24 protein-coding genes are annotated in these 23,659 nt (G+C 71.5%); 13 read left to right on the top strand and 11 right to left on the bottom strand.

The window, feature by feature from the left end:
* The first annotated feature begins 94 nt into the window (after positions 1-94).
* The 3 genes from PKE85_RS15065 (at position 95) to PKE85_RS15055 (ending at position 3,744) form a co-directional block, all read left to right on the top strand.
* The gene (locus PKE85_RS15065) at positions 95-1,291 is read left to right on the top strand and encodes an acyl-CoA dehydrogenase (protein ID WP_271205582.1); all 1,197 of its coding nucleotides are present in this window, start codon (positions 95-97) and stop codon (positions 1,289-1,291) included.
* 73 nt (positions 1,292-1,364) lie between these two features.
* Positions 1,365-2,891 (top strand): L-piperidine-6-carboxylate dehydrogenase, encoded by a 1,527-nt coding sequence (amaB, locus tag PKE85_RS15060; protein WP_271205581.1) that lies wholly within the window; start codon positions 1,365-1,367, stop codon positions 2,889-2,891.
* 82 nt (positions 2,892-2,973) lie between these two features.
* Positions 2,974-3,744, top strand: a complete 771-nt coding sequence (locus tag PKE85_RS15055; protein ID WP_271205580.1) for a DUF6030 family protein — start codon at positions 2,974-2,976, stop codon at positions 3,742-3,744.
* A 154-nt stretch (positions 3,745-3,898) separates the two neighbouring features.
* Here the strand turns inward: PKE85_RS15055 and flgH are convergent, their stop codons facing one another.
* The 4 genes from flgH to flgF are packed head-to-tail and all read right to left on the bottom strand — an operon-like array spanning position 3,899 to position 7,173.
* Positions 3,899-4,651 carry a flagellar basal body L-ring protein FlgH gene (flgH, locus tag PKE85_RS15050; protein ID WP_271205579.1) on the bottom strand — a complete coding sequence of 251 codons (753 nt, stop codon included), beginning with the start codon at positions 4,649-4,651 and terminating at the stop codon, positions 3,899-3,901.
* Between the two features lie 17 nt (positions 4,652-4,668).
* A complete protein-coding gene (gene flgA / locus PKE85_RS15045; RefSeq protein WP_271205578.1) occupies positions 4,669-5,604 on the bottom strand; it encodes a flagellar basal body P-ring formation chaperone FlgA in 936 nt (311 codons plus the stop codon).
* Positions 5,605-5,609: 5 nt separating this feature from the next.
* Positions 5,610-6,398 (bottom strand): flagellar basal-body rod protein FlgG, encoded by a 789-nt coding sequence (flgG, locus tag PKE85_RS15040; RefSeq protein WP_271205577.1) that lies wholly within the window; start codon positions 6,396-6,398, stop codon positions 5,610-5,612.
* A gap of 31 nt (positions 6,399-6,429) precedes the next feature.
* The gene (gene flgF / locus PKE85_RS15035; protein ID WP_271206074.1) at positions 6,430-7,173 is read right to left on the bottom strand and encodes a flagellar basal-body rod protein FlgF; all 744 of its coding nucleotides are present in this window, start codon (positions 7,171-7,173) and stop codon (positions 6,430-6,432) included.
* 288 nt (positions 7,174-7,461) lie between these two features.
* On the opposite strand from flgF, the gene PKE85_RS15030 reads away from it, so the two are divergent.
* From PKE85_RS15030 to PKE85_RS15005, 6 genes are all read left to right on the top strand, one after another.
* Positions 7,462-8,004 (top strand): flagellar basal body-associated FliL family protein, encoded by a 543-nt coding sequence (locus tag PKE85_RS15030; RefSeq protein ID WP_271205576.1) that lies wholly within the window; start codon positions 7,462-7,464, stop codon positions 8,002-8,004.
* Between the two features lie 21 nt (positions 8,005-8,025).
* A complete protein-coding gene (fliM, locus tag PKE85_RS15025; protein ID WP_271205575.1) occupies positions 8,026-9,180 on the top strand; it encodes a flagellar motor switch protein FliM in 1,155 nt (384 codons plus the stop codon).
* The gene (locus PKE85_RS15020) at positions 9,180-10,265 is read left to right on the top strand and encodes a DUF6468 domain-containing protein (protein ID WP_271205574.1); all 1,086 of its coding nucleotides are present in this window, start codon (positions 9,180-9,182) and stop codon (positions 10,263-10,265) included. Before fliM ends, PKE85_RS15020 begins: the two co-directional genes overlap by 1 nt.
* Positions 10,262-10,960 carry a MotE family protein gene (locus tag PKE85_RS15015; protein WP_271205573.1) on the top strand — a complete coding sequence of 233 codons (699 nt, stop codon included), beginning with the start codon at positions 10,262-10,264 and terminating at the stop codon, positions 10,958-10,960. The genes PKE85_RS15020 and PKE85_RS15015 overlap by 4 nt, the downstream gene beginning before the upstream one ends.
* A 131-nt stretch (positions 10,961-11,091) precedes the next feature.
* Entirely contained in the window at positions 11,092-12,219 is a 1,128-nt protein-coding gene (locus PKE85_RS15010) for a CobW family GTP-binding protein (protein WP_271205572.1), read from the top strand.
* A 30-nt stretch (positions 12,220-12,249) separates the two neighbouring features.
* Entirely contained in the window at positions 12,250-13,260 is a 1,011-nt protein-coding gene (locus tag PKE85_RS15005; protein WP_271205571.1) for a WD40 repeat domain-containing protein, read from the top strand.
* Between the two features lie 79 nt (positions 13,261-13,339).
* Here the strand turns inward: PKE85_RS15005 and PKE85_RS15000 are convergent, their stop codons facing one another.
* From PKE85_RS15000 to PKE85_RS14980, 5 genes are read right to left on the bottom strand one after another with little or no spacing between them, the layout of a single operon-like run.
* Entirely contained in the window at positions 13,340-14,278 is a 939-nt protein-coding gene (locus tag PKE85_RS15000; protein ID WP_271205570.1) for a metal ABC transporter substrate-binding protein, read from the bottom strand.
* A 36-nt stretch (positions 14,279-14,314) separates the two neighbouring features.
* Entirely contained in the window at positions 14,315-15,196 is an 882-nt protein-coding gene (locus tag PKE85_RS14995; protein WP_271205569.1) for a metal ABC transporter permease, read from the bottom strand.
* Positions 15,197-15,212: 16 nt separating this feature from the next.
* Positions 15,213-15,956, bottom strand: a complete 744-nt coding sequence (gene aztA, locus PKE85_RS14990) for a zinc ABC transporter ATP-binding protein AztA (protein ID WP_271205568.1) — start codon at positions 15,954-15,956, stop codon at positions 15,213-15,215.
* On the bottom strand, positions 15,953-16,114 hold the full coding sequence (locus PKE85_RS14985) for a hypothetical protein (RefSeq protein ID WP_271205567.1): 162 nt from the start codon (positions 16,112-16,114) through the stop codon (positions 15,953-15,955). The genes aztA and PKE85_RS14985 overlap by 4 nt, the downstream gene beginning before the upstream one ends.
* Before the next feature lie 59 nt (positions 16,115-16,173).
* Positions 16,174-16,785, bottom strand: coding sequence for a LemA family protein (locus PKE85_RS14980; protein WP_271205566.1), 612 nt, complete (start codon positions 16,783-16,785; stop codon positions 16,174-16,176).
* A 136-nt stretch (positions 16,786-16,921) separates the two neighbouring features.
* On the opposite strand from PKE85_RS14980, the gene PKE85_RS14975 reads away from it, so the two are divergent.
* Positions 16,922-17,668: an META domain-containing protein gene (locus PKE85_RS14975; RefSeq protein WP_271205565.1), complete on the top strand. Its 747-nt coding sequence runs from the start codon at positions 16,922-16,924 to the stop codon at positions 17,666-17,668.
* Here the strand turns inward: PKE85_RS14975 and PKE85_RS14970 are convergent.
* The gene (locus PKE85_RS14970; RefSeq protein ID WP_271205564.1) at positions 17,658-18,437 is read right to left on the bottom strand and encodes a cobalamin-binding protein; all 780 of its coding nucleotides are present in this window, start codon (positions 18,435-18,437) and stop codon (positions 17,658-17,660) included. The genes PKE85_RS14975 and PKE85_RS14970 overlap by 11 nt on opposite strands.
* Before the next feature lie 257 nt (positions 18,438-18,694).
* Between PKE85_RS14970 and leuS the strand changes: the two genes are divergently transcribed.
* Entirely contained in the window at positions 18,695-21,307 is a 2,613-nt protein-coding gene (leuS, locus tag PKE85_RS14965) for a leucine--tRNA ligase (RefSeq protein WP_271205563.1), read from the top strand.
* Positions 21,294-21,851 carry an LPS assembly lipoprotein LptE gene (gene lptE, locus PKE85_RS14960; protein WP_271205562.1) on the top strand — a complete coding sequence of 186 codons (558 nt, stop codon included), beginning with the start codon at positions 21,294-21,296 and terminating at the stop codon, positions 21,849-21,851. The genes leuS and lptE overlap by 14 nt, the downstream gene beginning before the upstream one ends.
* A 27-nt stretch (positions 21,852-21,878) precedes the next feature.
* Here the strand turns inward: lptE and PKE85_RS14955 are convergent, their stop codons facing one another.
* A complete protein-coding gene (locus PKE85_RS14955; RefSeq protein ID WP_271205561.1) occupies positions 21,879-22,157 on the bottom strand; it encodes a hypothetical protein in 279 nt (92 codons plus the stop codon).
* A 256-nt stretch (positions 22,158-22,413) separates the two neighbouring features.
* Here PKE85_RS14955 and PKE85_RS14950 point away from each other — a divergent pair, with 256 nt between their 5' ends.
* Positions 22,414-23,655: a L,D-transpeptidase family protein gene (locus PKE85_RS14950; protein ID WP_271205560.1), complete on the top strand. Its 1,242-nt coding sequence runs from the start codon at positions 22,414-22,416 to the stop codon at positions 23,653-23,655.
* The last annotated feature ends 4 nt before the right edge of the window (positions 23,656-23,659 follow it).

The raw sequence follows: 23,659 nt of genomic DNA, 5'->3' as shown, positions 1-23,659 counted from the left end.
CGGAAGCGCGGCGGGCGAGGTCGCCGCCCGCCGCGCGGGCGTCATATGCTGGCGGTCCCTCCGCCGAAACCGAAGCGCCCAAGGAGCCCCCGAGATGACGAACGCCGCCGACCGCGCCGCCTTCGACTGGGCCGATCCGTTCGATCTGGAGTCCGAGCTGACCGAAGAGGAGCGGCTCGTGCGCGACACGGCGCGGGCCTACGCGCAGGATCGGCTAGCCCCGCGGGTGCGCGACGCCTATCGCGCGGAGCGGTTCGACCGGGAGATCCTGACCGAGATGGGGGCGCTCGGCCTGCTGGGCTCCACGCTGCCCGAGGACTATGGCGGCGCGGGGCTCGGCTATGTGGCCTACGGGCTCGCGGCGCGGGAGATCGAACGGGTGGATTCCGGCTACCGCTCCGCCATGAGCGTGCAGTCGTCGCTGGTGATGCACCCGATCTGGGCCTATGGCGACGAGGAGCAGCGCCGGACCTGGCTGCCGCGGCTGGCGCGGGGCGAGGCGGTGGGCTGCTTCGGCCTCACCGAGCCCGACGCCGGCTCGGACCCGGCCGCCATGCGCACGCGGGCAGAGCGCACCGCCGCCGGCTGGCGGCTGACGGGGGCGAAGACCTGGATCACCAACGCGCCGATCGCGGACGTCTTCGTGGTCTGGGCCAGAAGCGAGGCCCATGACGGCGCCATCCGCGGCTTCCTGCTGGAGAAGGGCATGCCCGGCCTCAGCGCGCCGAAGATCGAGGGCAAGCTGTCGCTGCGGGCCTCCATCACCGGGGAGATCGTGATGGACGGGGTGGCGGCGCCGGAGAGCGCGCTGCTGCCCAACGTCTCCGGATTGAAAGGCCCGTTCGGCTGCCTCAACCGGGCCCGCTACGGCATCGCCTGGGGCGCGATGGGGGCGGCGGAGTTCTGCTGGCATGCGGCGCGGGCCTACACGCTCGACCGGACACAGTTCGGCCGCCCGCTGGCCCAGACCCAGCTCGTGCAGAAGAAGCTCGCCGACATGCAGACCGAGATCGCGCTCGGGCTCCATCTGGCGCTCCGCGCCGGGCGGCTGTTCGACGAGGGCCGGCTCGCCCCGGAGGCCATCTCCCTGATCAAGCGCAACAACTGCGGCAAGGCGCTCGACATCGCCCGCACGGCCCGGGACATGCACGGCGGCAACGGCGTCTCGGACGAGTACCATGTGATGCGCGTCAGCCAGAACCTCGAGGCGGTGAACACCTATGAGGGCGCCCACGACGTCCATGCGCTGATCCTCGGCCGCGCCCAGACCGGACTTCAGGCGTTCTTCTGAGCGGACGGCGCGCTTTGACGTCGCCCCGCCTGCGGCTACCAAAGGGCTTCGCCGCCATGAAGGACGCCGCGCCATGATCTCCGTCGCCGCTGAAACCACGGACCTGCTCCTGAGCCTCGGCGTCGCGCCGGAGCGCCTGACCGGGGGCGATCTGGCGGCGCGGTCGCCGATCACCGGCGAGGTGACGGCGCGGCTCCGGACCGACGACGTCGCGGCGGCGGCCCACGCGGCGGAACGGGCGACCGAGGCGTTCCGGGTCTGGCGCTCGGTCCCGGCGCCGCGCCGGGGCGAACTGGCGCGGCTGTTCGGCGCGGAGCTTCGCGCCCACAAGGAGCGCCTGGGCCGGCTGGTGACGCTGGAAGCCGGCAAGGTCCTGTCCGAGGGCCTCGGCGAGGTTCAGGAGATGATCGACATCTGCGATTTCGCGGTCGGCCTCTCCCGCCAGCTCCATGGCCTCACCATCGCCACCGAGCGGCCCGACCACCGCATGATGGAGACCTGGAAGCCGCTCGGCCCCGTGGGCGTCATCTCGGCCTTCAACTTCCCCGTGGCGGTGTGGGCCTGGAACGCGGCGCTGGCGCTGGTCTGCGGAGATCCGGTGATCTGGAAGCCGTCGGAGAAGACGCCGCTGACCGCCCTCGCCGCGCAGTCCCTGTTCGAGCGGGCGGCGGCGGCGTTCCGGGCGCAGGGCGGCGAGGCGCCGGAGGGCCTCTCCACGGCGCTGATCGGCGGCCGGGCGCTGGGCGAGGCGCTGGCGGACGACCCGCGCCTGCCGCTGGTCTCCGCCACCGGCTCCACCGCCATGGGCCGCGAGGTCGGGCCCCGGCTCGCGCGACGTTTCGCCCGCGGGCTGCTGGAGCTCGGCGGCAACAACGCCGCCGTCGTGCGCGCCTCCGCCGATCTCGATCTCACGGTGCGCGCCGTCGCCTTCGCCGCCATGGGCACGGCGGGGCAGCGCTGCACCACCCTGCGCCGCCTGTTCGTGCAGGACGCGATCTACGCCCCTCTCCTCGACCGGCTGAAGCGGGCCTACGCCTCCGTCACGGTGGGCGATCCGCGGGCGGACGGCGTGCTGGTGGGTCCGCTGATCGACGCCGCGGCCTATGAGGCCATGGTCCGCGCGCTGGACCAAGCCCGCGCCATGGGCGCCCGCGTCACCGGCGGCGAGCGGGTGGAGGTCGCCGGGCCCGAGGCCTTCTATGTGCGGCCGGCGCTGGTGGAGATCGAGGCCCATGCGGGGCCGGTTCTGACCGAGACCTTCGCGCCCATCCTCTACGTGCTGCGGCATGAGCGGCTGGAGGACGCCATCGCGCTGCAGAACGCCGTCAGCCAGGGCCTGTCCTCGGCGATCTTCACCGCCGACCTGCGCGAGGCGGAGCTGTTCCTGTCCGAGCGCGGCTCGGACTGCGGCATCGCCAACGTCAACATCGGCCCCTCGGGCGCGGAGATCGGCGGGGCCTTCGGCGGCGAGAAGGAGACCGGAGGCGGCCGCGAGGCCGGCTCGGACTCCTGGCGCGCCTACATGCGGCGGGCCACCAACACGGTGAATTACGGTTCTGCGCTGCCGCTCGCGCAAGGGGTGCGCTTCGACCTCGGCTGACGCGCCCTTGCGGCGTGGGCGCAGGCTCGTCTATCGCAAGACATGCGGCCCGACCGCCGGCCGGGCTGAGGGCGTTCCGCCGATGAACCAGAGCCGCCTCACCCTGATCGCCGTCGGCGGAGCCGTCGCGGCCTTCGCCCTCGCGGTCGCGGTGGCGCTGGGCTCGCGCAGCTACGCGCCGGCGCCGGAGAAAACGCCGGTGGCGGAGAAGTCGTCCGTCAGCGCTCCCGCCGCGCCGCCGCCCGCGCCCGATCCGCTCGCCGACCTGCTGCCCGAGATGGTGGACGTGCTGACCTCGGCCTACGAGGACGCGCCGGCCCGCTTCATCCTGACGCCGTGGATCACGCCGCGCCTGTTCTGCGACAGCCTCAAGGGCATGGGGCTGACCGGGGCCACGCTGCATCAGGACATGGAGCCCGGCCGCGGCTGGACCTGCGTCACCGATCTGGTGAAGCCGGTTCCGGGGCCGGACGAGACCGCCTCCAGCCTGTTCGTCTCCGCCCGCGGGCTGGAGCCGGGCCGGCTCGACGTGCTGCGGCTGAAGCTCAACCTGCTCGACCCCAAGGGCGGGCGCCGGGTGCGGCGCGTGGCGCTGGACGTGGCCCGGGCGCTGTTCGCGCAGTTCCGCTGGCGGCAGTCCGAGGCGGCGCTTCGGGCGCTCCACGACCTGCGCGACGTGCGGTTCCGGGAGCGCGGCGTCACCTTCGAGCTGAAGCGCGAGTTCGGGAGCGCCCCGCGCTACAACATGATCGTCACCTTCGAGCGCTGGCTGCCGCCGGGCCCCACCGACCGCTTCGCGCCCAATCGCCGCCCTCTGACGGCGCCGGCGCGGGACGTCGACGCGATCGAATAGACGCGCAAGCGGCCGCCGGGGGGAGCCGGCGGCCGCGGGTGGTCCGTCCTGTCCGGCGCGCGGCGGGTGGACGCCGTCGCCTTCGGGCGGACACGCGAGGACGGGTCGGGCGGGCCCTGCCGTCGCCGTCGTCGCGATCTCAGGGAAAGGTGCGTCAGAACGGCAGCAGCACGTCCATCACCTGCTGGCCGTAGCGGGGCTGCTGCACGTCGGTGAGCTGGCCGCGGCCGCCATAGGCGATGCGGGCCTGGGCGATCTTCTCGCTCGCGATGGTGTTGTCGCTGTCGATGTCTTCGGTGCGGACGATGCCGGCGACGATCAGCTCGCGGATCTCGAAGTTGACGCGGATCTCCTGCTTGCCCTCGATCACCAGCGCGCCGTTGGGCAGCACCTGGGTGACCACGGCGGCGACGTTGGTGGTCAGCGTCTCCTTGCGGTCCACCGTGCCTTCGCCCTCGCTCGAGGTGACGGAGCCGGTGCGGACCGCGTTCTCGGGATCGACGCCGCCCGGCAGCACCTTCTTGAGGTAGCCCTCGAAGCCCAACACGTGGTTCAGGCTGGCGGACTCGGTGGAGGTGCGCTCGCGCTTGGTCTTGTTCTCGAACTCCGCCTTGTCGGTGATGTCGACGCGCACCGTGAGCAGGTCGCCCACCTGCCGCGCGCGGGGGTCCTTGAAGAAGCCGCGCGCGCCGGAGCGCCACAGCGAGTTCGGCTGGTAGGACACCGGCACCGCCTCGGGCATGGGCATCTGCACCGGCTTGTAGCCCGCCTGGGTGGTGGGGTTCTCGATCGCCGACAGCGACGGCGGCTTGCCGATGCTCGACAGCCGGTCGGCGGCGCCGCAGCCGGCGAGCGTCAGCGCGGCGCAGGCGAGGCTGGCGAGGCGGAGGGCGTGGGACGCGGACATGGGGACGCTCCTCGGGATCAGCGGCGCGCGACGGCGGTGGGGGCGGCGGAGACGGTCACTTCGGACGGCCCCGTCACCACGCCGGTGACCGTGCGCTTGGACTGGATGTTCTGGACGGCGACGAGGTCGCCCTGCGCGCCGGACTGGAGCGCCTTGGCCTTGAGCGACAGCGACATGCCGCCGAGCCCGTAGACCAGCGTGACGAAACCGCCCCGCTCCACATGCTGCGGGCGGATCAGGTCGGCGGCGCGCAGCGCCTGCCCCTCGCGCATGGGGCGGCGGAGCGCCATGCCTTTGGCGGCGGCGAGATCGACCCCTTCGCCGCTCTGGACCCTGGGGCGGCGCTCGAGAACCACGTCGGCCTCGCGCAGCACGTCGCCGCGGGCCAGCGACCGGGCGGCGACGGCGACCTCCACGGTCTCGATCGCCGAGCCGGTGACCCGTCGCACCGCGCCGTCGCGGCCGGCGGCGAAGCTCGCCTCGAACCGGCCGGAGCGCGGATCGGCCGCGAAGCGGGCGATGACCGGCTGGGGGGCTGCGCTCGGATCGAGATGCAGCGTGGCGGCCTCGTCCAGCGTCACGCGCATGGCCTCGGCCTGCGCGCCGAACTCGGCCGCGGCGCGCTCGGCCACCGCCCGTTCGATGTCGTCGGCGGTGAAGGCGCGGCTGAGGCGGGTGACGGAGACGTTCGCCGACGCGCCGAGATCGAGATCGACGACGCCGGCCCGGCGGGCGGCCTCCGCCACGTCCTGCGCCGGCACCGCGCCGGTGAGGCCGAGATCGGGCGCGCGGAACAGCGCCACGTCGGCGAGCGCCGGGTCGGCGCCCTCGATCAGGTCGCCCACGGTGACGCGGTCGGACGACACCAGCGCGGCGGCGCGCAGGCTCGGGCCGGCGAGCGCGGGGCTGACGGCGAGAAGGACGGCGAGGCTTGCGGCGGCGCGGCGGATCACGGCGCTCACCGCAGCATGCCGGCGGTGGACTGGAGCATCTGGTCCGCCGCCGAGATCACCTTGGAGTTCATCTCATAGGCGCGCTGGGCCGAGATCAGGTCCGAGATCTCGGTGACCGCGTTGACGTTGGACTGCTCCAGATAGGCCTGCAGGGTGGTGCCGAAGCCTTCCGCGCCGGGATTGTCCACCAGCGGGGTTCCGCTGGCGGCGGTCTCCAGGAACAGGTTGTCGCCCATGGCCTCGAGGCCGGACTTGTTGACGAAGCGGGCGAGCTGGAGCTGGCCCAGCACCTGCGGCGCGGTCTGGCCCTGCAGCGTCGCCTCCACCTGGCCGGTGGAGTTGATGGTCACCGACAGCGCGTTGTCCGGCACGGTGACGCCCGGCTGGACCACGTAGCCGTCGGCGGTGACGAGCTGTCCGGTGGCGTCCAGCTCGAACGAGCCGTCGCGGGTGTAGGCGGTGCGGCCGTCCGGCAGGTCGATCTGGAAGAAGCCCTCGCCGCGGACGGCGAGATCGTAGGTCTTCTCGGTCGGGGCCACCGTGCCCTGGCTCATGACGCGTGGCGTGGCCACCAGCTTGACGCCGGAGCCGATGTCGACGCCCGTCGGCAGCAGCGTGCCGGCCTCCGAGGTGGTGGAGCCCACCCGCCGCATGGACTGGTACAGCAGGTCCTGGAACTCCGCCCGCTGGCGCTTGAAGCCGGTGGTGCGCAGGTTGGCGATGTTGTTCGAGATCAGCTCGACATTGGCCTCCTGGGCGGCCATGCCGGAAGAGGCGGTGTAGAGAGCGCGCATCGGTCCTAGATCCTCAAGAGCTTGCGGCGCGTCAGGCCGGCACGTCGGCGAGGCGCTCGATGGCCGAGCGGCGGAGTTCATCCTGCTTGTCGAGCAGCGAGGCGATGCTGGAGTAGGAGCGGCTGACCTCCACGAGGCGGCTCATCTCCAGCACCGGCTTGACGTTGGATTTCTCGACCGCGCCCTGGAGCACGCGGGTCGCTGGGCCGGCCTCCACCGGGGTCCCGGAGGCGCGGAACAGGCTGGTCCCGTCCTTCTCCAGTCCGGCCATGTCCTCGAAGCGGGCGACCCGGATGCGGCCGCGCACGCCTTCGCTGGTGGCGATCATGCCGTCCTTGCCGATGGTGAGCCCGGTCTCCGTGGGCGCGAACTGGATCGGGCCGGACGTGGAGAGCACCCGGCGGCCTTCGCTCGTCACCAGTTCGCCGGCGGCGTTGATCTGGAACGCGCCGTTGCGGGTGTAGCGCTCGCCGCCCGGCGTCTCGATCACGAAGAAGCCGTCGCCGGCGAGCGCCAGATCGGTCTCGCCGCCGGTGGTCTGCACCGCGCCTTCGGAGAAGTCGTGCCAGGTGGCCCGGTCCTCCACGAAGGACAGCCGGCGGTCCGGCCGCGGGAAGGTGTCCGCCCGGGCGGTCGGCATGAGGTATTCGTTGAACACCATCTCCTCGGCCTTGAAGCCGGAGGTGTTCATGTTCGCGACGTTGTTCGCGATGACGTCGAGCTCGCGCCGCAGAGCGATCTGCCGCGACAGCCCGACCAGAGCCGCGTTCTCCACCAAACGCTCCTCGAGTCCGTGTTCCATGTCGTCCGGATCGCTGGACGCCCATCCTCCCCGACGGCCGTCCGATCCGACGTGACCAATGCAGCCGGCGTGCCAAGCGGACTTTCGTTGAGGACTGAGGCGTTCGGTCCGCCAGCGGCGGCGGCGGGCGCCGGGGCGTTCCGCGCAGGCGGCGCAAAATGCCCGGCAGGATTTGCCGGGTTAATGGGGCGTTAACCTTTCCGACCTATCCGTTAACCACGCGGCGGACGGCCGGACGGTTTTGGCGAGAACGCAAGGCTTATGGCGAACACGGACGGCGACGGCGCCCAGGCCGCGGCGAAGGCCAAAAAGAAGAAGCTGATCCTGATCGGCGGCGCGGCCGTGGTCGCGCTGGCGCTCGTCGGCGGCGGAGCGTTCCTGTTTCTGGGCGGCGGGGGCGAGCACGGTGGCGCGGAGGAAGCCGGCCATGGCGAATCGGGCGGCCATGGCGAGGCCGCCGAGGGCGGGCACGGCGCGGCGACGCCGGCCGCGGCCTCGACCACCTTCATCGAGCTTCCGGAGATGACCATCAACCTCGCGACCACCGATCCGGACAAGCAGAACTACGTCCGCATGACGGTGGCGATCGAGGTGGCGGACTCCAAGGTCGGCGACGCCATCAAGCCGCTGATGCCGCGGGTGATCGACAGCTTCCAGACGCATCTGCGCGAGATGCGCCCCGCCGACCTGCGCGGCTCCTCCGGCGTCTACCGGCTGAAGGAGGAGCTGCTGCGGCGGGTCAATCTCGCCATCGCGCCGGCCAAGGCCGACGCGGTGCTGTTCAAGGACATCGTGGTGCAGTGACGGGGAGCGGGGGCGATCTCCATGGCCGGGCCTGACGACGACTTCGACGACCTCGCCGCCGAATGGGGCGCGGCCATGGCCGAGCAGGTGGGCGAGGCCGAAGGCGACGCCGCCGACTGGGCGGCGAAGCTCGCCGACACCAGCGACGTGGCCGACCGCAAGGCGGCCGACCGGGTGCTCACCCAGGACGAGGTCGACGGGCTGCTGGGCTTCAACCCGGACGAGCTCGGCCTGTCCGAGCAGTCCGGCATCCGCGCCATCATCAACTCCGCGCTCGTGTCCTACGAGCGCCTGCCCATGCTGGAGATCGTGTTCGACCGGCTGGTCCGGCTGCTCACGACCTCGTTGCGCAACTTCACCTCCGACAACGTCGAGGTCTCGCTCGACGGCATCAAGTCGGTCCGCTTCGGCGACTACCTGAACTCGATCCCGCTGCCGGCGATCCTCTCGGTGTTCCGCGCCGAGCAGTGGGACGGCTTCGGGCTGATGACGGTGGACAGCGCGCTGACCTACTCGATCATCGACGTGCTGCTGGGCGGACGGCGCGGCGTCACCACCATGAAGGTGGAGGGCCGGCCCTACACCACCATCGAGACCAGCCTCGTCCAGCGCATGATCGAGGTGGTGCTGGCGGACGCCGAGCACGCCTTCCGGCCGATCAGCGAAATCCATTTCAGCCTCGACCGGCTGGAGACCAACCCCCGCTTCGCGGCCATCACCCGCTCCGCCAACGCCGCCATCCTGGTGAACCTGCGGATCGACATGGAGGACCGCGGCGGGCGGATCGAGATGCTGATCCCCTACGCCACGCTGGAGCCGATCCGCGACGTGCTGCTGCAGCAGTTCATGGGCGAGAAGTTCGGCCGCGACGCCACCTGGGAGGGCCATCTCGCCACCGAGATCTGGCAGGCCAAGGCCGACGTCCACGCGGTGCTGTACGAAAAGCGCCTCCCGCTGCGCGAGATCATGAATCTCGACGTGGGCGACACGCTGATGCTGGACGTGAAGCCGGACGACCTGGTGGAGCTGCGCTGCGGCGACCAGGTGCTGACCGAAGGCCGCATGGGCCGGGCCGGCGAGCATGTGGCGGTGCAGGTCATGCGCCCGCTGCGCCGGTCCAACACGACGCTGGCGGCGTTCGAGGCCGCGGGTCAGGTGCGTAAGGAAGCGTCGTGATGGACAACCTGGTCGGACTAGCGATCGAGTCGCTGGTGGCGGTGCTGCTGGTCGCGACGATCGTCTATTGCGCCACGCTCAACCGCCGCCTGTCCCGCCTGCGCGCGGACGAGCAGGCCATGCGGCAGACCGTGACCGAGCTGATGGCCGCCACCGCCGGCGCCGAGCGCGCCATCGCGGCGCTGCGCTCCACCGTCAGCGCGAGCGAGGAGACCCTCGCCGAGCGGCTCGGCCGGGCCGAAGAGATGTCGACCGCGATCGCGGGCCAGCTCGGCGCGAGCGAGACCCTGATCGCCCGCATCGCCGAGACCGCCCGCGCCGCGCGGGAGCAGGCCGCCCGCGAGGCCGAGGACCAGCGGCAGGCGCTGGAGGACATCGCCCGCGCCGCGCAGGAGAGGGACGCCGCCGCCCGCGTCGAGGCCGCGGAGGCCGCGATCCGCGCCGAGATGGAGCTTAAGGCGGAGCGCGAGCGGGCGGTGCGCGCGGCGGAGGCCGCCGCCGAGCGCGCGGCCGAGATCGCCACGGCCCGCGCGGCCGAGCTCGCGGCCGCCTTCGGACAGGCGGAGCGGGAGCAGGCCCTGATCGCCGCCGAAGCCGCCGCGGCGCTCGCGGCGGAACGGGCGGCCGACGCCGCAGCGGCGCGCGCCGCGGAACTGGCCGCCGCCCGCGCCAACGAGCTGGTGGCCGCGCGCGAGATGGAGCTTCTGAACCGCGAGGCCGAGCTGATCGCCATCCGCGAGTCCGCCTTCGCCGCGCGCGAGGCGGAGGAGGCCGCCCGCAACGACGATCGCCTCATGGCGCTGCGGGAGGCGGAGGAGGCGATGTTCGCCCGCGAGGCCGAGCGTCTCCTCCGCCTGCAGGCGGCGGAGGACGAGGTTCGGGCCCGGATCGAGGCCGCGACCGCCCTCGCCGCGCCGTCGACGCTTGCGGCGGAGCCCGTCGCGGCCGTCGCGGAGACGCCCGAGCCGGCCGCCGATCCGGTGGTGGTGCCGCTGGCGCGGTCGTCGTCGGCGGCGGCCGCCGCCGTTGAGGCCGAGGAGATCATGACCCGCCTCAAGGCCCTGCGTGAAGGCGTCGCCGCATGAGCGCCCAGCGCATCCACCTGTTTCCGCTGATGATGACGGCCGCCGCGGCGCTGCTCGGCCTGAAGCTGATCGGCTTCGCCACCGGCGAGAGCTATCTGTTCACGGGCCGCGCCGAGGCCGCGTCCGCCGCCAGGTCCGAGGCTCCCAAGGAGGAGCCCAAGCCGGCGGAGCCCACGCCCGCCGCGACGAAGCCCGCGCCCGAGCCGCCCCCGCCGGACATTTCGGCGTCCGAGCGCGCGCTGCTGGAGGCGCTGCAGAAGCGGCGCGAGATCATCGAGGAGCGCGCCAAGGACGTGGACCTGCGCGAGCAGCTGCTGAAGGCCGCCGAGAAGCGGGTGCAGGAGCGCCTCGACGAGCTCAGGCGGCTGGAGGAGCAGGTGGCCGCCGCCGACGCCCGCCGGGCGGAGGAGGAAAAGGGCAAGCTGAACGAGCTGGTCGCCATGTACGAGGCCATGAAGGTGAAGGAGGCCGCGCGCATCTTCGACGCTCTCGATCCGGCGGTTCTGCTGCAGGTGGCGGCGCGCATGAAGCCGCAGCGCCTGTCGGAGATCATGGGCAAGATGACGCCCGAAGCGGCCCAGCGGCTCACCGTGGCGCTGGCCCGCCGGGAGGGCGTCAACGCGCTGACCCCCAAGGCCGCGGCCGCCGCCCTCACCGACCTGCCGAAGATCGAGGGCCGCCCCGCGACGCCCTGACGCCGCAGGGAGGCTGCTCCCCGCGCGACGCCCCGTGACGATGGGCCGGCGCCTCGCTATATGAGGCGCGACCCATGCCCGCGGGCCGCGTTTCCGCGCCCGGACGGTTCGTTTTCACGGAGGCTCATTCCATGTCCGTCGACGCCGAAAAGACGCCCGTCACCGTGCTCACCGGCTATCTCGGCGCCGGCAAGACCACGCTGCTGAACCGCATCCTGTCCGAGCCGCACGGCAAGAAATACGCCGTCATCGTCAACGAGTTCGGCGAGATCGGCATCGACAACGACCTCGTGGTGGGCGCCGACGAGGAGGTGTTCGAGATGAACAACGGCTGCGTCTGCTGCACGGTGCGCGGCGACCTGATCCGCATTCTCGAAGGCCTGATGAAGCGCAAGGGCAAGTTCGACGCCATCATCGTGGAGACCACCGGCCTCGCGGACCCCGCGCCGGTGGCCCAGACCTTCTTCATGGACGAGGAGGTGGCGCGCAAGGCCCGCCTCGACGCGGTGGTGACGGTGGCGGACGCCAAGTGGCTGACCACCCGCCTCAAGGACGCGCCCGAGGCCAAGAACCAGATCGCCTTCGCCGACGTCATCCTGCTCAACAAGACCGATCTGGTCTCGGGCGAGGAGCTGGAGGAGGTCGAGGCCCGCATCCGCGGCATCAACCCCTACGCCCGCGTCATCCGCACGGTGAAGAGCGCGGTCCCGCTGACCGAGGTGCTGGACAAGGGCGCCTTCGACCTTGACCGCATCCTGGCGCTGGAGCCCGCCTTCCTGGAGGCGGACGACCACGACCATCACCACCATGGCCACGACCACCATCATCACGACCATGGCCCGGACTGCGGCTGCGGCCATGACCACGGGAGCCATGACCACGGCCATCACGACCATGGGCATGACCACAAGGCGCACGGCCACGACGGCCACAAGCACGGCGGCCTGAAGCACTACCACGACGAGACCATGCAGTCGGTGGCGCTGGAGATCCCCGGCGAGGTGGACCCCGAGAAGTTCATGCCCTGGGTCAATGCGCTCGCCCAGTCCGACGGCCAGAACTTCCTGCGCTGGAAGGGCATCCTCGCCTTCAAGGGCGAGCCGCGCCGCTTCGTGTTCCAGGGCGTCCACATGATCCTGGACGGCGACCTGCAGCGGGAATGGACGCCGGACGAGAAGCGCCGCTCCAAGCTGGTGTTCATCGGCAAGGAGCTGGACGAAGCCAAGCTCCGCCAGGGCTTCGAGGCCTGCGCGGCCTGAGGGCGGCGCGGCCGGTTGCGGATCAGCTCCATGTCCCTCACCACGGAAGCGGGCTACCCGTCGCTCACCGACCGCATGACGCCGGTGGACGCCGGCGCCTTTGTGATCGCGGCGACCTTCCTCGGCGGCGCGCCGGCGTTCGCGCTCGGCGACGGCGCCGTGCTGTTCGTCACCGGCGAGGGCGACCTGCGCGTCCCGGCCCATGACGGCGGCCTGCTGGCGGCGGCCGCCGCGCCGGGCGTGCTCGTCACCGGCGGCGACGACGGCCGTATCCTGCGGTTTCAGGGCGCGTCCCCGCCGGAGACCGTGGGCGAGGCCAAGGGCTGGATCGACGCCGTCGCCATCGGGCCGGACGGCGCGGCGGCGTGGTCGTCGGGCAAGCGCGTCTTCGCCCGCGACGGCAAGGGCGTGGTGAAGAGCTTCGAGGCGCCGTCCAGCGCCCGCGGCCTCGCCTTCGCGCCCAAGGGCTACCAGATCGCCGTCGCCCATTACGGCGGCGTGTCGCTGTGGTTCCCGCGGGTGGAGAGCCCCGCCAAGACGCTGCCGTGGAAGGGCAGCCACATCGACGTCACCTTCGCGCCGGACGGCCGCTTCGTGGTCACGACCATGCAGGAAAGCGCGCTGCACGGCTGGCGCCTGTCCGACGGCGGACACATGCGCATGTCCGGCTATCCGGGCAAGGTGAAGTCGCTGGACTGGACCGCGGACGGCAAGTGGCTCGCCAGCTCCGGCGCGGACGCCGCCATCCTGTGGCCGTTCCAGAGCAAGGACGGCCCCATGGGCAAGGCCCCGAAGGAGCTCGGCATCCGCCCGTCCCGCGTCGCCCGCGTCGCCGCCCATCCCAAGGCCGCGGTGGTGGCGCTCGCCTATGAGGACGGCTGCATCCTGCTCGCCCGCCTCACCGACGGCGCGGAGCTGCTGGCCCGGCCCGCGAGCCGGGGCGGGACCGTGACCGCGCTCGCCTGGGACCCCTCCGGCGCCCGGCTCGCCTTCGGAACCGAGGACGGCGCCGCCGGCGTCCTCGCGCTGCCGGAAGGCTGACGGCCGGCTTGAGCATGGCTCGACGGCGAGAACCAAGCCGCCGTCATGGCGGTGGTTCGCCTGTCGCGACGGGCCGGTCTCAGCCGCCGATGGCGGCGGTGAGCTGGCGCAGGTTCCACCGCATCATGTCGAGATAGGTCGCGGCCGGGCCGTCGGCGGGCGAGAGCGAATCCGAATACAGCGCGCCGCCGACGCGGGCGCCGGTCTCCCTGGCGATGCGCTCCGCCAGCCGGGGGTCCGAAATGGTCTCCACGAACACGGCGGGGATCTTCTCCGCCCGGATCTGGCGGATGATGCGTGCGACGTCCCTGGCGGAGGCCTCCGTCTCGGTGGAGACGCCCTGCGGCGCGATCATCTCGACCCCATAGGCCGCGGCGTAATAGCCGAAGGCGTCGTGGGAGGTGATGACCTTGCGGCGCCCCGCCGGCACCGCGGCCCAGCCGTCGCGGATGTCCTTCTCCAGCGCGTCGAGCTTGGCCTCATAGGCCGCGGCGTTGGCCTCGTAGGTCGCCTTTCCGTCCGGGTCGGCGGCGACCAGCGCGTCGCGGATGTTGCCCACGTAAAGCTTGGCGTTCGCCACCGACTGCCAGGCGTGCGGGTCGGTCCCGCCATGGTCGTGGCCGTGATCATGCCCATGGTCATGGCCCTTGGAGTCGTGGTCGTGATCGCCCTCCTCCGCCATGGCGCGGGGCGCGACGCCCCTGGACGCCGTCACCGCCGTCGCCTTGGAGCCGGAGGCGGCCACGAGGCGGCTGATCCAGCCTTCGAAGCCGAGGCCGTTCTCGAACAGCAGCTTCGCCTCCGCCACCTTCTTCGCGTCCGCGGGCGCGGGGGAGAACACATGGGCGTCGCCGCCCGGCCCCACGAGGGTCTCCACGGTCACGCGGTCGCCGCCGACCTGACGGACCAGATCGCCGAGGATCGAGAAGGTGGCCACCGTCTTCAACGGCTCGGCCGAGGCCGGGGCGATGGCGAGCAGGCCCGCGGCCGCCGCGGCGAGAAAGGCGCGGAAGGACATCGAACGTCTCCGAAGTTCGGGAGGATGAAGGGGAGGTCAGGCCGTCCTGTGGCGCGGCGCGGGGGCGAGGCGCCACAGGACGCCGCCGCGGAGCCCAAGCGCCAGCGACAACAGGTAGAGGCAGCCGGCGGCCAGGATGATGGCCGGGCCGGCGGGGACGCCGAAATGGTAGGAGCCCAGCAGCCCCGCGACCGACGACAGGGTTCCGACCGTGATCGAGGCGACGAACATGCCCGCCAGACTGTCGGTCCAGAACCGGGCGGCCGCCGCCGGCAGCATCATCACGCCGACCGCGAGCAGGGTGCCGAGCGCCTGGAAGCCGGCCACGAGGCACAGCACCACCAGCCCGAGGAACACCAGATGGGCCGCCCCGCCCGACCGGCTGACCGAGCCGAGGAAGCCAGGATCGACGCATTCGAGCGCCAGCGGGCGGTAGATCAGCGCCAGCGCGAACAGCGTGACCGTGGACACGCCGCACAGCAGCAGCAGCGCGTCGTCGTCCAGCGCCAGCACCGAGCCGAACAGCACATGCAGCAGGTCGACGTTCGAGCCCTTGAGCGACACCAGCGTGACGCCGAGCGCGAGCGACAGCAGGTAGAAGGCGGCGAGCGCCGCGTCTTCGCGCAGCGCCGTGGCGCGGGCCACCAGCCCCGTGAGCAGCGCCACCGAGACGCCCGCCACCAGCCCGCCCAGCGTCATGGCCGGCAGCGACAGCCCTGCGATCAGGAAGCCGACCGCCGCGCCCGGCAGGATGGCGTGGGCCATGGCGTCGCCGGTCAGGCTCATGCGGCGCAGCATCAGGAACACGCCGATGGGCCCGGCGCCCACCGACAGCGCCACGGCGCCCACCAGCGCCCGGCGCATGAAGGCGAAATCGGCGAAGGGCGCCACCAGCGCGGCGTAGAGATCGGGGATCATGGATGAGCCTCGATCTCTACGCCGCGTGGACGCCGCAGAGCGGAGCCCGGTCGTCGAAGGCCTCGGGCATGGCGCGCGCCTCCAGCAGCCGCTCCGGCTTCAGCGCCTCGGCGGTCGGGCCCCAGGCCACGGGCCGGCGGGCGAGCAGCAGCGTCTCGGGAAAGGCCCGGCGCACCAGCTCCATGTCGTGCAGCACGGCGATCACCGTCCGGCGCTCGTCGTGCCAGCGCGCCACGATCTGCAGCAGATCCGCGACGGTCCGGGCGTCGATGGCGGCGAAGGGCTCGTCCAGCAGGATCACCGGCGCGTCCTGCAGCAGCAGCCGCGCGAACAGCGCCCGCTGGAGCTGGCCGCCCGACAGCGTGCCGATGGCGCGGCGGCCGAAGCCTTCGAGCCCCACCGCCGACAGCGCCTCCGCCACCCGCTCTCGATCGGCGCGGCGCAAGCCGCCGAACAGGCCCACGCGCCGCCACAGGCCCATGGCCACCAGATCGAACACCTCGATGGGGAAGCTGCGGTCGAGCTCCGCCGCCTGCGGCAGATAGGCGATGTCGCGCCGGCCGAGCGCGCCGCGGTCGATGCGCCCGCCGAGCGGCTTCAGCGCGCCCATCAGCCCCTTCAGCAGCGTGGACTTGCCCGCGCCGTTCGGCCCCACCACCGCCAGCAGCGCGCCCTCGGCGATCTCGCCGTCGATGTGGTGCACCGCCGGATGCCGGTCATAGCCCAGCGTGACGTCGTGCAGCTTCAGCACGGCGCTCACGCCATGGCCCAGACGGCTGCGGCCCAGATCAGCGCCGACAGCGCCGCGGCGCCCGCAAGGCGCGCGACGACCGAACAGGTCAGCAGCGATCCGGCCGAGAGCGCGGCCCGCTGCGGCGCGGCATGAGCATGATGATGGTGGTGATGGACGTGGGACATGGGACGCCGCCGGAAGAGGACGGCGTCACGTTATAGAGTTACATATTGCGCCGCAAGCCTCAGAACGAGACCTTGGGCGCGGCGGCGTTCTCGGGCGCGGACTCGAACGTCGCCATGGGCTTGGCGTCGGGATAGAACCAGCCGGCGATCCAGCGGCCGGGAATGGTGCGCAGCTCGGTGTTGTAGGCCTGCACCGACTGGATGTAGTCGCGCCGGGCGACCGCGATCCGGTTCTCGGTGCCCTCGAGCTGGGACTGCAGCGCGAGGAAGTTCTGGTTCGACTTCAGGTCCGGATAGTTCTCGGACACCGCCAGCAGCCGGCCGAGCGCGCTGGACAGCGCCCCTTGCGCCTCCTGGAAGCGCTTCACCGCCTCCGGGTCGCTGAGCTGGTCGGCGTTGATGGTGACCTGGGTCGCCTTGGCGCGGGCCTCGATCACCCGGGTCAGGGTCTCCTGCTCCTGCCGGGCGAAGCCCTTCACCGTCTCCACCAGATTGGGGATCAGGTCGGCCCGGCGCTGGTACTGGTTCTGCACCTCGCTCCAGCGCGCCTTGGCCTGCTCCTCCAGCGTCGGAACGTTGTTGACGCCGCAGCCCGCGAGCGAAACCGACAGCGCGATCATGGCGGCGAGCGCCGCGATCCGACCGAAGAACGTGTTCATCGCAGGCGCCATGGTCGCGATCCCTCCCCCAAAACAGCCTCAAGCGTCGCGTGTGAAGGTCGAAGCGTGAAGGCGAAAGTCAAGGCCTTGCGCCGGTCGGGAGCTTGCGGGCAGCCTGCCGCCCCTCATGCGATCAGGAGATTCGGCCATGCGGCCCGCCACGATGATGAGAACGATGCTCGCGGCGCTCGCCGCCTTGGCTCTGACCGTTTCGGCGCAGGCGGCGCCGCGGGTGCTGGAGGGCCAGGCGATCTGGCGCGAGCGCATCGCGCTGCCGCCCGGCGCGGAACTCTCCGTGCGGCTCACCGAGCGCGGACGTCCCGGCGCCGAGCCGCGCGTGATCGCGCGCACGCGCCAGCCGGTCCGGGGCCAGGGCGCGGCGCGCTATCGCCTCGCCTATGACGACCGCGCGCTCCGGCCCGGCCGCGCCTATGAGCTGGAGGCGAGCGTCAGCCTGCGCGGCGACGTGTGGTTCGAAGGCCGCGCGCCGTTCACGCGGGGAAGCGACGGCGTGGTGCTCGTCCGCCGATCGGGAGGAGCCGAGCGCCCCTCCGCCGCCGGGCCGCAGGGCGAATGGCTGGCGGAGGACATCCGCGGCCGCGGGGTTCTGGACCGCGTGCGCTCCACGCTCCGGATCGCGCCGGACGGCGCCGTCTCCGGCCGCGGCGGCTGCAACGGCATGGGCGGCCGCGCCGAGATCCGCGGCGAGCGCATCCGCTTCGGCCAGCTCATCAGCACCCAGATGGCCTGCCCGCCGGCGGTGATGCGGCAGGAGCAGGCGTTCTTCGCGGCGCTCGGCGACGCGCGCTCCTGGCGCGTGGACCGGCCGCGCCGCAAGCTGATCCTGCTCGACGGCGCGGGCCGCCCGGTGGCGACGCTCGCCGCTACGAACTGAGCGCCGCCACCAGCGCGTCGAGCCCGTCGGTCAGCGCAGCCGGGCCCGGCTGAAGGATGAGCGGCGACTTGATCTCCACGATCCGGCCGGTCCGGACGGCGGGGATCGCCTCGAAGCCCGGCCGGGCGCGGATGCGCTCGGCCGAGACCTTCTTACCGCACCAGGAGGCGAGGATCACGTCCGGCGCCGCATCGATCACGGCCTCCGGCGTCACGATGCGGTCCTTCGCCGCCGCATGGCGGGAAAGCGGCGCGAACACGTCCTCGCCGCCCGCGATCCCCACCAGCTCCGACACCCAGCCGACGCCGGAGATCAGCGGCCCGTCCCACTCCTCGAAATAGACCCGCGGCCGGGAACCGCCGGCGGTCGCGGCGCCGACCTGCGCCACGCGCGCCTCAAGCGAGACGGCGAGCGCCTCCGCCTTTTCGCCAGCCCCCACCAGCGCGCCGACGCAGCGGATCATGGCGAAGACGCCGGCGAGGTCGCGATGGTTGAAGGCGTGCACCGCGACCCCGGCCCGGATCAGGTCGGCGACCACGTCCGCCTGCATGTCGGAGAAGGCGAGCGCCAGATCCGGCTCCAGCGCCAGGATCTTGGCCGTGTCGGCGCTGGTGAAGGCGGAGACCCGCGGCTTCTCCCGCCGCACCTGCGGCGGGCGCACCGCATAGCCCGAAACGCCCACGATGCGGCGGTCCTCGCCGAGCAGATACAGCGTCTCCACCGTCTCCTCGGTCAGGCAGACGATGCGTTCCGGCGGGAAACGGCGCATGGGCGGACAGCCTTGCCTTGAGATGCGGGAACGCGCCGGCCGGACCGACGGCCGGCGGACGCGCGGCTGGACAACCTGCGTCAGGAGCGCCCGATGGCCAAGCCCGGCCGCGACGGGCGAAGAGACGTCTCGACGCCATGTGGACCTCCCGCCTCGGTTGACCCCCCGCGCGGTTCGGGCGAATGTCCGCGCGCGCCGTGGGTTTGATTTCCGCCCGCTGCGTCCTGTCCTTCCTTTTTTCTGGCGTGCACATCTCCATGACGACCGAGCGCTACGACGCGCGAGAGGCCGAGCCTCGCTGGCAGCGGATCTGGGACGAGCGCAAGCTGTTCCGCACCGAGGCGGACGACCCGCGTCCGAACTACTACGTGCTCGAGATGTTCCCCTATCCATCGGGGCGCATCCACATGGGCCATGTGCGCAACTACGCCATGGGCGACGTGGTGGCGCGGCACAAGCGCGCCAAGGGCTTCGCCGTGATGCATCCCATGGGCTGGGACGCCTTCGGCCTGCCGGCCGAGAACGCCGCGATCGAGAAGAAGGTCCACCCCAAGGCCTGGACCTACGACAACATCGCCGCCATGCGGACCCAGCTGAAGTCCATCGGCCTGTCGCTGGACTGGAGCCGGGAGATCGCCACCTGCGACCCCGAATACTACGCCCAGCAGCAGAAGCTGTTCCTGGACTTCCTGAAGGCGGGCCTCGCCTATCGCCGCAAGTCCAAGGTGAACTGGGACCCGGTGGACAACACCGTGCTCGCCAACGAGCAGGTGGTGGACGGCCGCGGCTGGCGCTCCGGCGCGCTGGTGGAGCAGCGCGAGCTGACCCAGTGGTTCCTCAAGATCACCGACTTCTCCGACGACCTGCTGACCGCGCTCGACGGCCTGACCCGCTGGCCGGAAAAGGTCCGGACCATGCAGAAGAACTGGATCGGCCGCTCGGAAGGGCTGCTGGTGCGGTTCGCGCTTGGCGACGGCGCGCCCGCCCCCGAGGTCGAGGTCTACACCACCCGGCCCGACACCCTGTTCGGCGCGAGCTTCGTGGCGGTCTCCGCCGACCATCCGCTGGCGCAGGCGAAGGCGGAGGGCGACCCCGCGCTCGCGGCCTTCATCGAGGAGTGCCGCCGCGCCGGCACCAGCCTGGCCGCGCTCGAAACCGCGGAGAAGAAGGGCTACGACACCGGCCTGAAGACCCGCCATCCGTTCGATCCCGCCTGGGAGCTGCCGGTCTATGTGGCGAACTTCGTGCTGATGGACTACGGCGCGGGCGCCGTCTTCGGCTGCCCGGCCCACGACCAGCGCGATCTGGACTTCGCCCGCAAGTACGGACTGCCGGTGACGCCGGTGGTGGCGCCCGCGGACGCGGACCCCGCCGCGTTCACGGTCGGGACCGTCGCCTATGACGGCGACGGCGTGATGATCAACTCGCGCTTCCTTGACGGGAAGAGCCCGGCGGACGCCTTCCAGGAGGTGGCGACCCGTCTGGAGACCACGGAGCTTCACGGCCGCCCGGTCGGCCAGCGCAAGGTGAACTGGCGTCTGCGCGACTGGGGCCTGTCGCGCCAGCGCTACTGGGGCTGCCCGATCCCGATCATCCACTGCGACGCCTGCGGTCCGGTGCCGGTGCCCGACGACCAGTTGCCGGTGCGCCTGCCCGACGACGTGAGCTTCGACCAGCCGGGCAATCCGCTCGACCGCCACGCGGCCTGGCGCGACGTGCCCTGCCCGAAATGCGGCGCGCCGGCGCGCCGCGAGACCGACACCATGGACACCTTCGTGGACTCGTCCTGGTACTACGCCCGCTTCATCGACCCGCAGGCGAAAACCCCGACCGTGAAGGCGGACGCGGACCGCTGGCTGCCGGTGGACCAGTACATCGGCGGCATCGAGCACGCGATCCTGCACCTGCTCTACGCCCGCTTCTTCACCCGCGCCATGAAGGCCACCGGCCATGTGAGCGTGGACGAGCCCTTCGCCGGCCTGTTCACGCAAGGCATGGTGGTCCACGAGACCTACAAGGACGCGGACGGGCGCTGGGTCGCCCCGGCGGAGATCGCGATCGCCGGCGAGGGCGGGGCGCGCGCGGCCACCCGGCTCAGCGACGGCGCGCCGGTTTCGATCGGCCCGATCGAGAAGATGTCGAAGTCCAAGAAGAACGTGGTCGATCCCGACGACATCCTGGGCTCCTACGGCGCCGACACCGCCCGCTGGTTCATGCTGTCCGACAGCCCGCCCGAGCGCGACGTGATCTGGACCGAGGCCGGCGTCGAGGGCGCGGGCCGCTTCGTGCAGCGCGTCTGGCGTCTGGTGAACGAGGCCGCCGCCAAGGGCGCGCCCGTGGGCGCCGCCGCGCCGGCCGTCGTCGGCCCGGCGGCGGAGGCCCTGCGCCGCGCCGCCCATGGCGCGCTCGCCCGGGTGGACGAGGACATCGAGAAGCTGCGCTTCAACCGCTGCGTCGCCGCGGCCTACGAGCTCGCCAACGCGCTCGGCTCGGCGCTCGCCGCCGAGGCCGCCCCCGCGGACGACATGGCCTTCGCCCTGCGCGAGGCGGCGGAGATCCTGGCCCAGATCATCGCGCCCTTCATGCCGCATCTGGCGGAGGAGTCGTGGTCCGCGCTCGGACATGCCATTCTGGCGGCCGAGACGCCGTGGCCCAAGGCCGACCCCGCGCTGCTCGCCTCCGACGTCGTGACCCTGCCGGTGCAGGTGAACGGCAAGAAGCGGGACGAGATCACCGTGGCGCGGGACGCCGACGCCGCGGCGGTCGAGACAGCCGTGCGGGAGCTCGACGTCATCCAGAAGGCGATCGGCGACAAGCCCATCCGCAAGATCATCGTGGTGCCGCAGAGGATCGTGAATGTCGTCGTCTGATGCGCAAATCCGGCCCGCGCGCCGCGCCCTCGTCCGCTTCGGCCTCGCGGCCGGCCTGTCGCTCGCGCTGGCGGGCTGCTTCCGCCCGGCCTACGGCGATCTCGGCTCGCCCTCCCACGGCGGCGGAGGCGGGCCGGTGGCGGCCAACCTCGCCGCGGTGGACATCAAGCCCATCGAGGGCCGGGTCGGCGGCAAGCTGCGCAACGAGCTGATCTTCCTGCTCCGGGGCGGCGGCGCGCTGCAGGGGCCGTCCTACCGGCTCGACATCGGCGTGACGCAGCGCGGACAGTCGCCGATCGTGGACCCCTACACCGGCCAGCCGGAGACCCGCACGGTGTCGCTGCTGGTGAACTACGAGCTGAAGCCCTACGGCAAGCTGGACACGATCCTGAAAGGCCAGGAGTTCGCCACGGTGTCCTACTCCTTCACGCTGCAGCGCTTCGCCAACATCCGCGCCCAGCGCGACGCCGAAGACCGCGCCGCGACCCAGATCGCCGAAAAGATCCGCACCCGCCTCCAGGCCCATTTCGCCACCGGCGGGTGAGCGACGACGTCATAGGAACGTGAGCGTTCAGCATTGCGCGGCAGATGGACGCTCACCTCCAATCTCCTGAACGGGTTTTTTGTATCCTCTGCGATTGTTGCTGCTGTCCTTTACATCGGCGAGACGTCGGTCTGCCGGTCCGCCTCCTGCATGAGGCAGCAGTACGAAATCGGAGAGAAGCTGTGTTATTTTACGGATAATTCCTTGTATCTTGTTGGAGCCCAAAATGGCTGGGTAGCCATGACCTATTTTCGCCTCCGGAACGGATTTTTCCCCGAGCAGCAGACCATCGTCAGAAACGAGCATAGAAAAATCCTCGCTATAATGGACGAAGGCGACTTATTCCCACTCAAGAAGGATGTGTCTTTTTTAAGCGACGGATGCTTCATCGTCGAATGAAGAAGAATTATTTTGATATATAAATCATCCTACTGTTGGTCACTTTCCCTCGCGCCTTCGGGTTAATGGCTGTTTTAGCCTTCGCCTTCCGATTTTGTTTACCCTGTTCGCCGATCCTCGCGCCTGAGCCGGCCCATGCCGGCCTGACGCGAGGAGATCGGCCTTGACCGACCGCAGCCTCATTCTGGCCCTGACGCTCGCCGCCGCCTGCGCGGTCGGGACGGCGCGCGCCCAGACGGCGGAGGCCGAGCCCCACGACGCCATCGGCGCGCTGCTGGGCGAACCGGAAACCACCGGCAGCGTCGATCCCGCGCCCCGGGGCGTCGCGCCTCCGGCGTCTCCCGTGCGGCCCGCGCCGTCTGTCACGGCCCCCGCGCGGCCGGCGCCCACGCGCGCGGCGAAGGACGCCTATCCGGTCGACCTGCTGATCTCGCTCGCCAACGACGCGGTCTATTCGCCGGACCCCTACCCCAAGGGCCAGCAGTCCGATCCGCGCATGATCAAGCTGCAGGTGCTGCTCGACCGCGCCAACGCCTCGCCGGGCGTGATCGACGGCATCAACGGCGGCAACGTGTCCAAGGCCATCGCCGCCTTCGAGATGATGGTGGGCCACGAGGTGGACGGCCGGCTCGACGCCGAGCTCTGGGCCAAGCTGGAGGCCACCTCGTCCGAGCCCGTTCTGGCGCCCTACGAAATCACCGAGAAGGACGTGGCCGGCCCGTTCGTGCCCGTGATGCCGGCGGACTACGCCGAGCAGGCGCAGCTTCCCGCCGCGGCCTATCGCGATCCGGTGGAGATGCTGGCCGAGCGCTTCCACATGGACGAGGCCTTCCTGCGCCGGCTGAACCCGGACGTGGACTTCACCGTTCCGGGCACAGTGATCACGGTGGCCAATCCCGGCCCGCCGCTGAAGGCCAAGGTCGCCAGCGTCATCGCCGACAAGGGCAAGAAGCAGGTGTTCGCCTATGACGCCGCGGGCCGGCTGGTGGCGTCCTATCCGGCCACCATCGGCAGCGCCGACCTGCCCTCCCCCACCGGCGTCCATGCGGTGAAGGCCATCGCCATCAACCCGGAGTACTGGTACCGGCCCAAGGTGAACTTCCAGCAGGGCGAGAACACCAAGGCGCTGCGTCTGCCGCCGGGGCCGAACACGCCGGTGGGTTCGGTCTGGATCGGGCTCGACAAGCCCACCTACGGCCTGCACGGCACGCCCGAGCCGTCCAAGATCGACAAGACCAACAGCCATGGCTGCGTGCGCCTGACCAACTGGGACGCGAACGAGCTGGCCCACATGGTCGGCCCCGGCGTGCCGGTGGACTTCCGCGAGCCCGAGGTGGTCTCGGCCCGGAACGAGACGGATCTCGCGCCGCCCGCAGCCCCGCTGGGGACGCCCGCGCCGCATTGACGGC

The organism is Methylopila jiangsuensis (genome assembly GCF_027922305.1).
Lineage (GTDB): Bacteria > Pseudomonadota > Alphaproteobacteria > Rhizobiales > Methylopilaceae > Methylopila > Methylopila jiangsuensis.
This window is presented reverse-complemented; position numbering and strand designations above follow the sequence as displayed.

What these genes read in the sequence shown, in the direction of transcription:
- PKE85_RS15065 (WP_271205582.1), top strand. Translation starts at nt 95, where the DNA reads ATGACGAACGCCGCCGACCGCGCCGCCTTCGACTGGGCCGATCCGTTC.
- amaB (WP_271205581.1), top strand. Translation starts at nt 1,365, where the DNA reads ATGATCTCCGTCGCCGCTGAAACCACGGACCTGCTCCTGAGCCTCGGC.
- PKE85_RS15055 (WP_271205580.1), top strand. Translation starts at nt 2,974, where the DNA reads ATGAACCAGAGCCGCCTCACCCTGATCGCCGTCGGCGGAGCCGTCGCG.
- flgH (WP_271205579.1), bottom strand. Translation starts at nt 4,651, where the DNA reads ATGTCCGCGTCCCACGCCCTCCGCCTCGCCAGCCTCGCCTGCGCCGCG.
- flgG (WP_271205577.1), bottom strand. Translation starts at nt 6,398, where the DNA reads ATGCGCGCTCTCTACACCGCCTCTTCCGGCATGGCCGCCCAGGAGGCC.
- PKE85_RS15030 (WP_271205576.1), top strand. Translation starts at nt 7,462, where the DNA reads ATGGCGAACACGGACGGCGACGGCGCCCAGGCCGCGGCGAAGGCCAAA.
- fliM (WP_271205575.1), top strand. Translation starts at nt 8,026, where the DNA reads ATGGCCGGGCCTGACGACGACTTCGACGACCTCGCCGCCGAATGGGGC.
- PKE85_RS15020 (WP_271205574.1), top strand. Translation starts at nt 9,180, where the DNA reads ATGGACAACCTGGTCGGACTAGCGATCGAGTCGCTGGTGGCGGTGCTG.
- PKE85_RS15015 (WP_271205573.1), top strand. Translation starts at nt 10,262, where the DNA reads ATGAGCGCCCAGCGCATCCACCTGTTTCCGCTGATGATGACGGCCGCC.
- PKE85_RS15010 (WP_271205572.1), top strand. Translation starts at nt 11,092, where the DNA reads ATGTCCGTCGACGCCGAAAAGACGCCCGTCACCGTGCTCACCGGCTAT.
- PKE85_RS15005 (WP_271205571.1), top strand. Translation starts at nt 12,250, where the DNA reads ATGTCCCTCACCACGGAAGCGGGCTACCCGTCGCTCACCGACCGCATG.
- PKE85_RS15000 (WP_271205570.1), bottom strand. Translation starts at nt 14,278, where the DNA reads ATGTCCTTCCGCGCCTTTCTCGCCGCGGCGGCCGCGGGCCTGCTCGCC.
- PKE85_RS14995 (WP_271205569.1), bottom strand. Translation starts at nt 15,196, where the DNA reads ATGATCCCCGATCTCTACGCCGCGCTGGTGGCGCCCTTCGCCGATTTC.
- PKE85_RS14985 (WP_271205567.1), bottom strand. Translation starts at nt 16,114, where the DNA reads ATGTCCCACGTCCATCACCACCATCATCATGCTCATGCCGCGCCGCAG.
- PKE85_RS14980 (WP_271205566.1), bottom strand. Translation starts at nt 16,785, where the DNA reads ATGGCGCCTGCGATGAACACGTTCTTCGGTCGGATCGCGGCGCTCGCC.
- PKE85_RS14975 (WP_271205565.1), top strand. Translation starts at nt 16,922, where the DNA reads ATGCGGCCCGCCACGATGATGAGAACGATGCTCGCGGCGCTCGCCGCC.
- PKE85_RS14970 (WP_271205564.1), bottom strand. Translation starts at nt 18,437, where the DNA reads ATGCGCCGTTTCCCGCCGGAACGCATCGTCTGCCTGACCGAGGAGACG.
- leuS (WP_271205563.1), top strand. Translation starts at nt 18,695, where the DNA reads ATGACGACCGAGCGCTACGACGCGCGAGAGGCCGAGCCTCGCTGGCAG.
- lptE (WP_271205562.1), top strand. Translation starts at nt 21,294, where the DNA reads ATGTCGTCGTCTGATGCGCAAATCCGGCCCGCGCGCCGCGCCCTCGTC.
- PKE85_RS14955 (WP_271205561.1), bottom strand. Translation starts at nt 22,157, where the DNA reads ATGCTCGTTTCTGACGATGGTCTGCTGCTCGGGGAAAAATCCGTTCCG.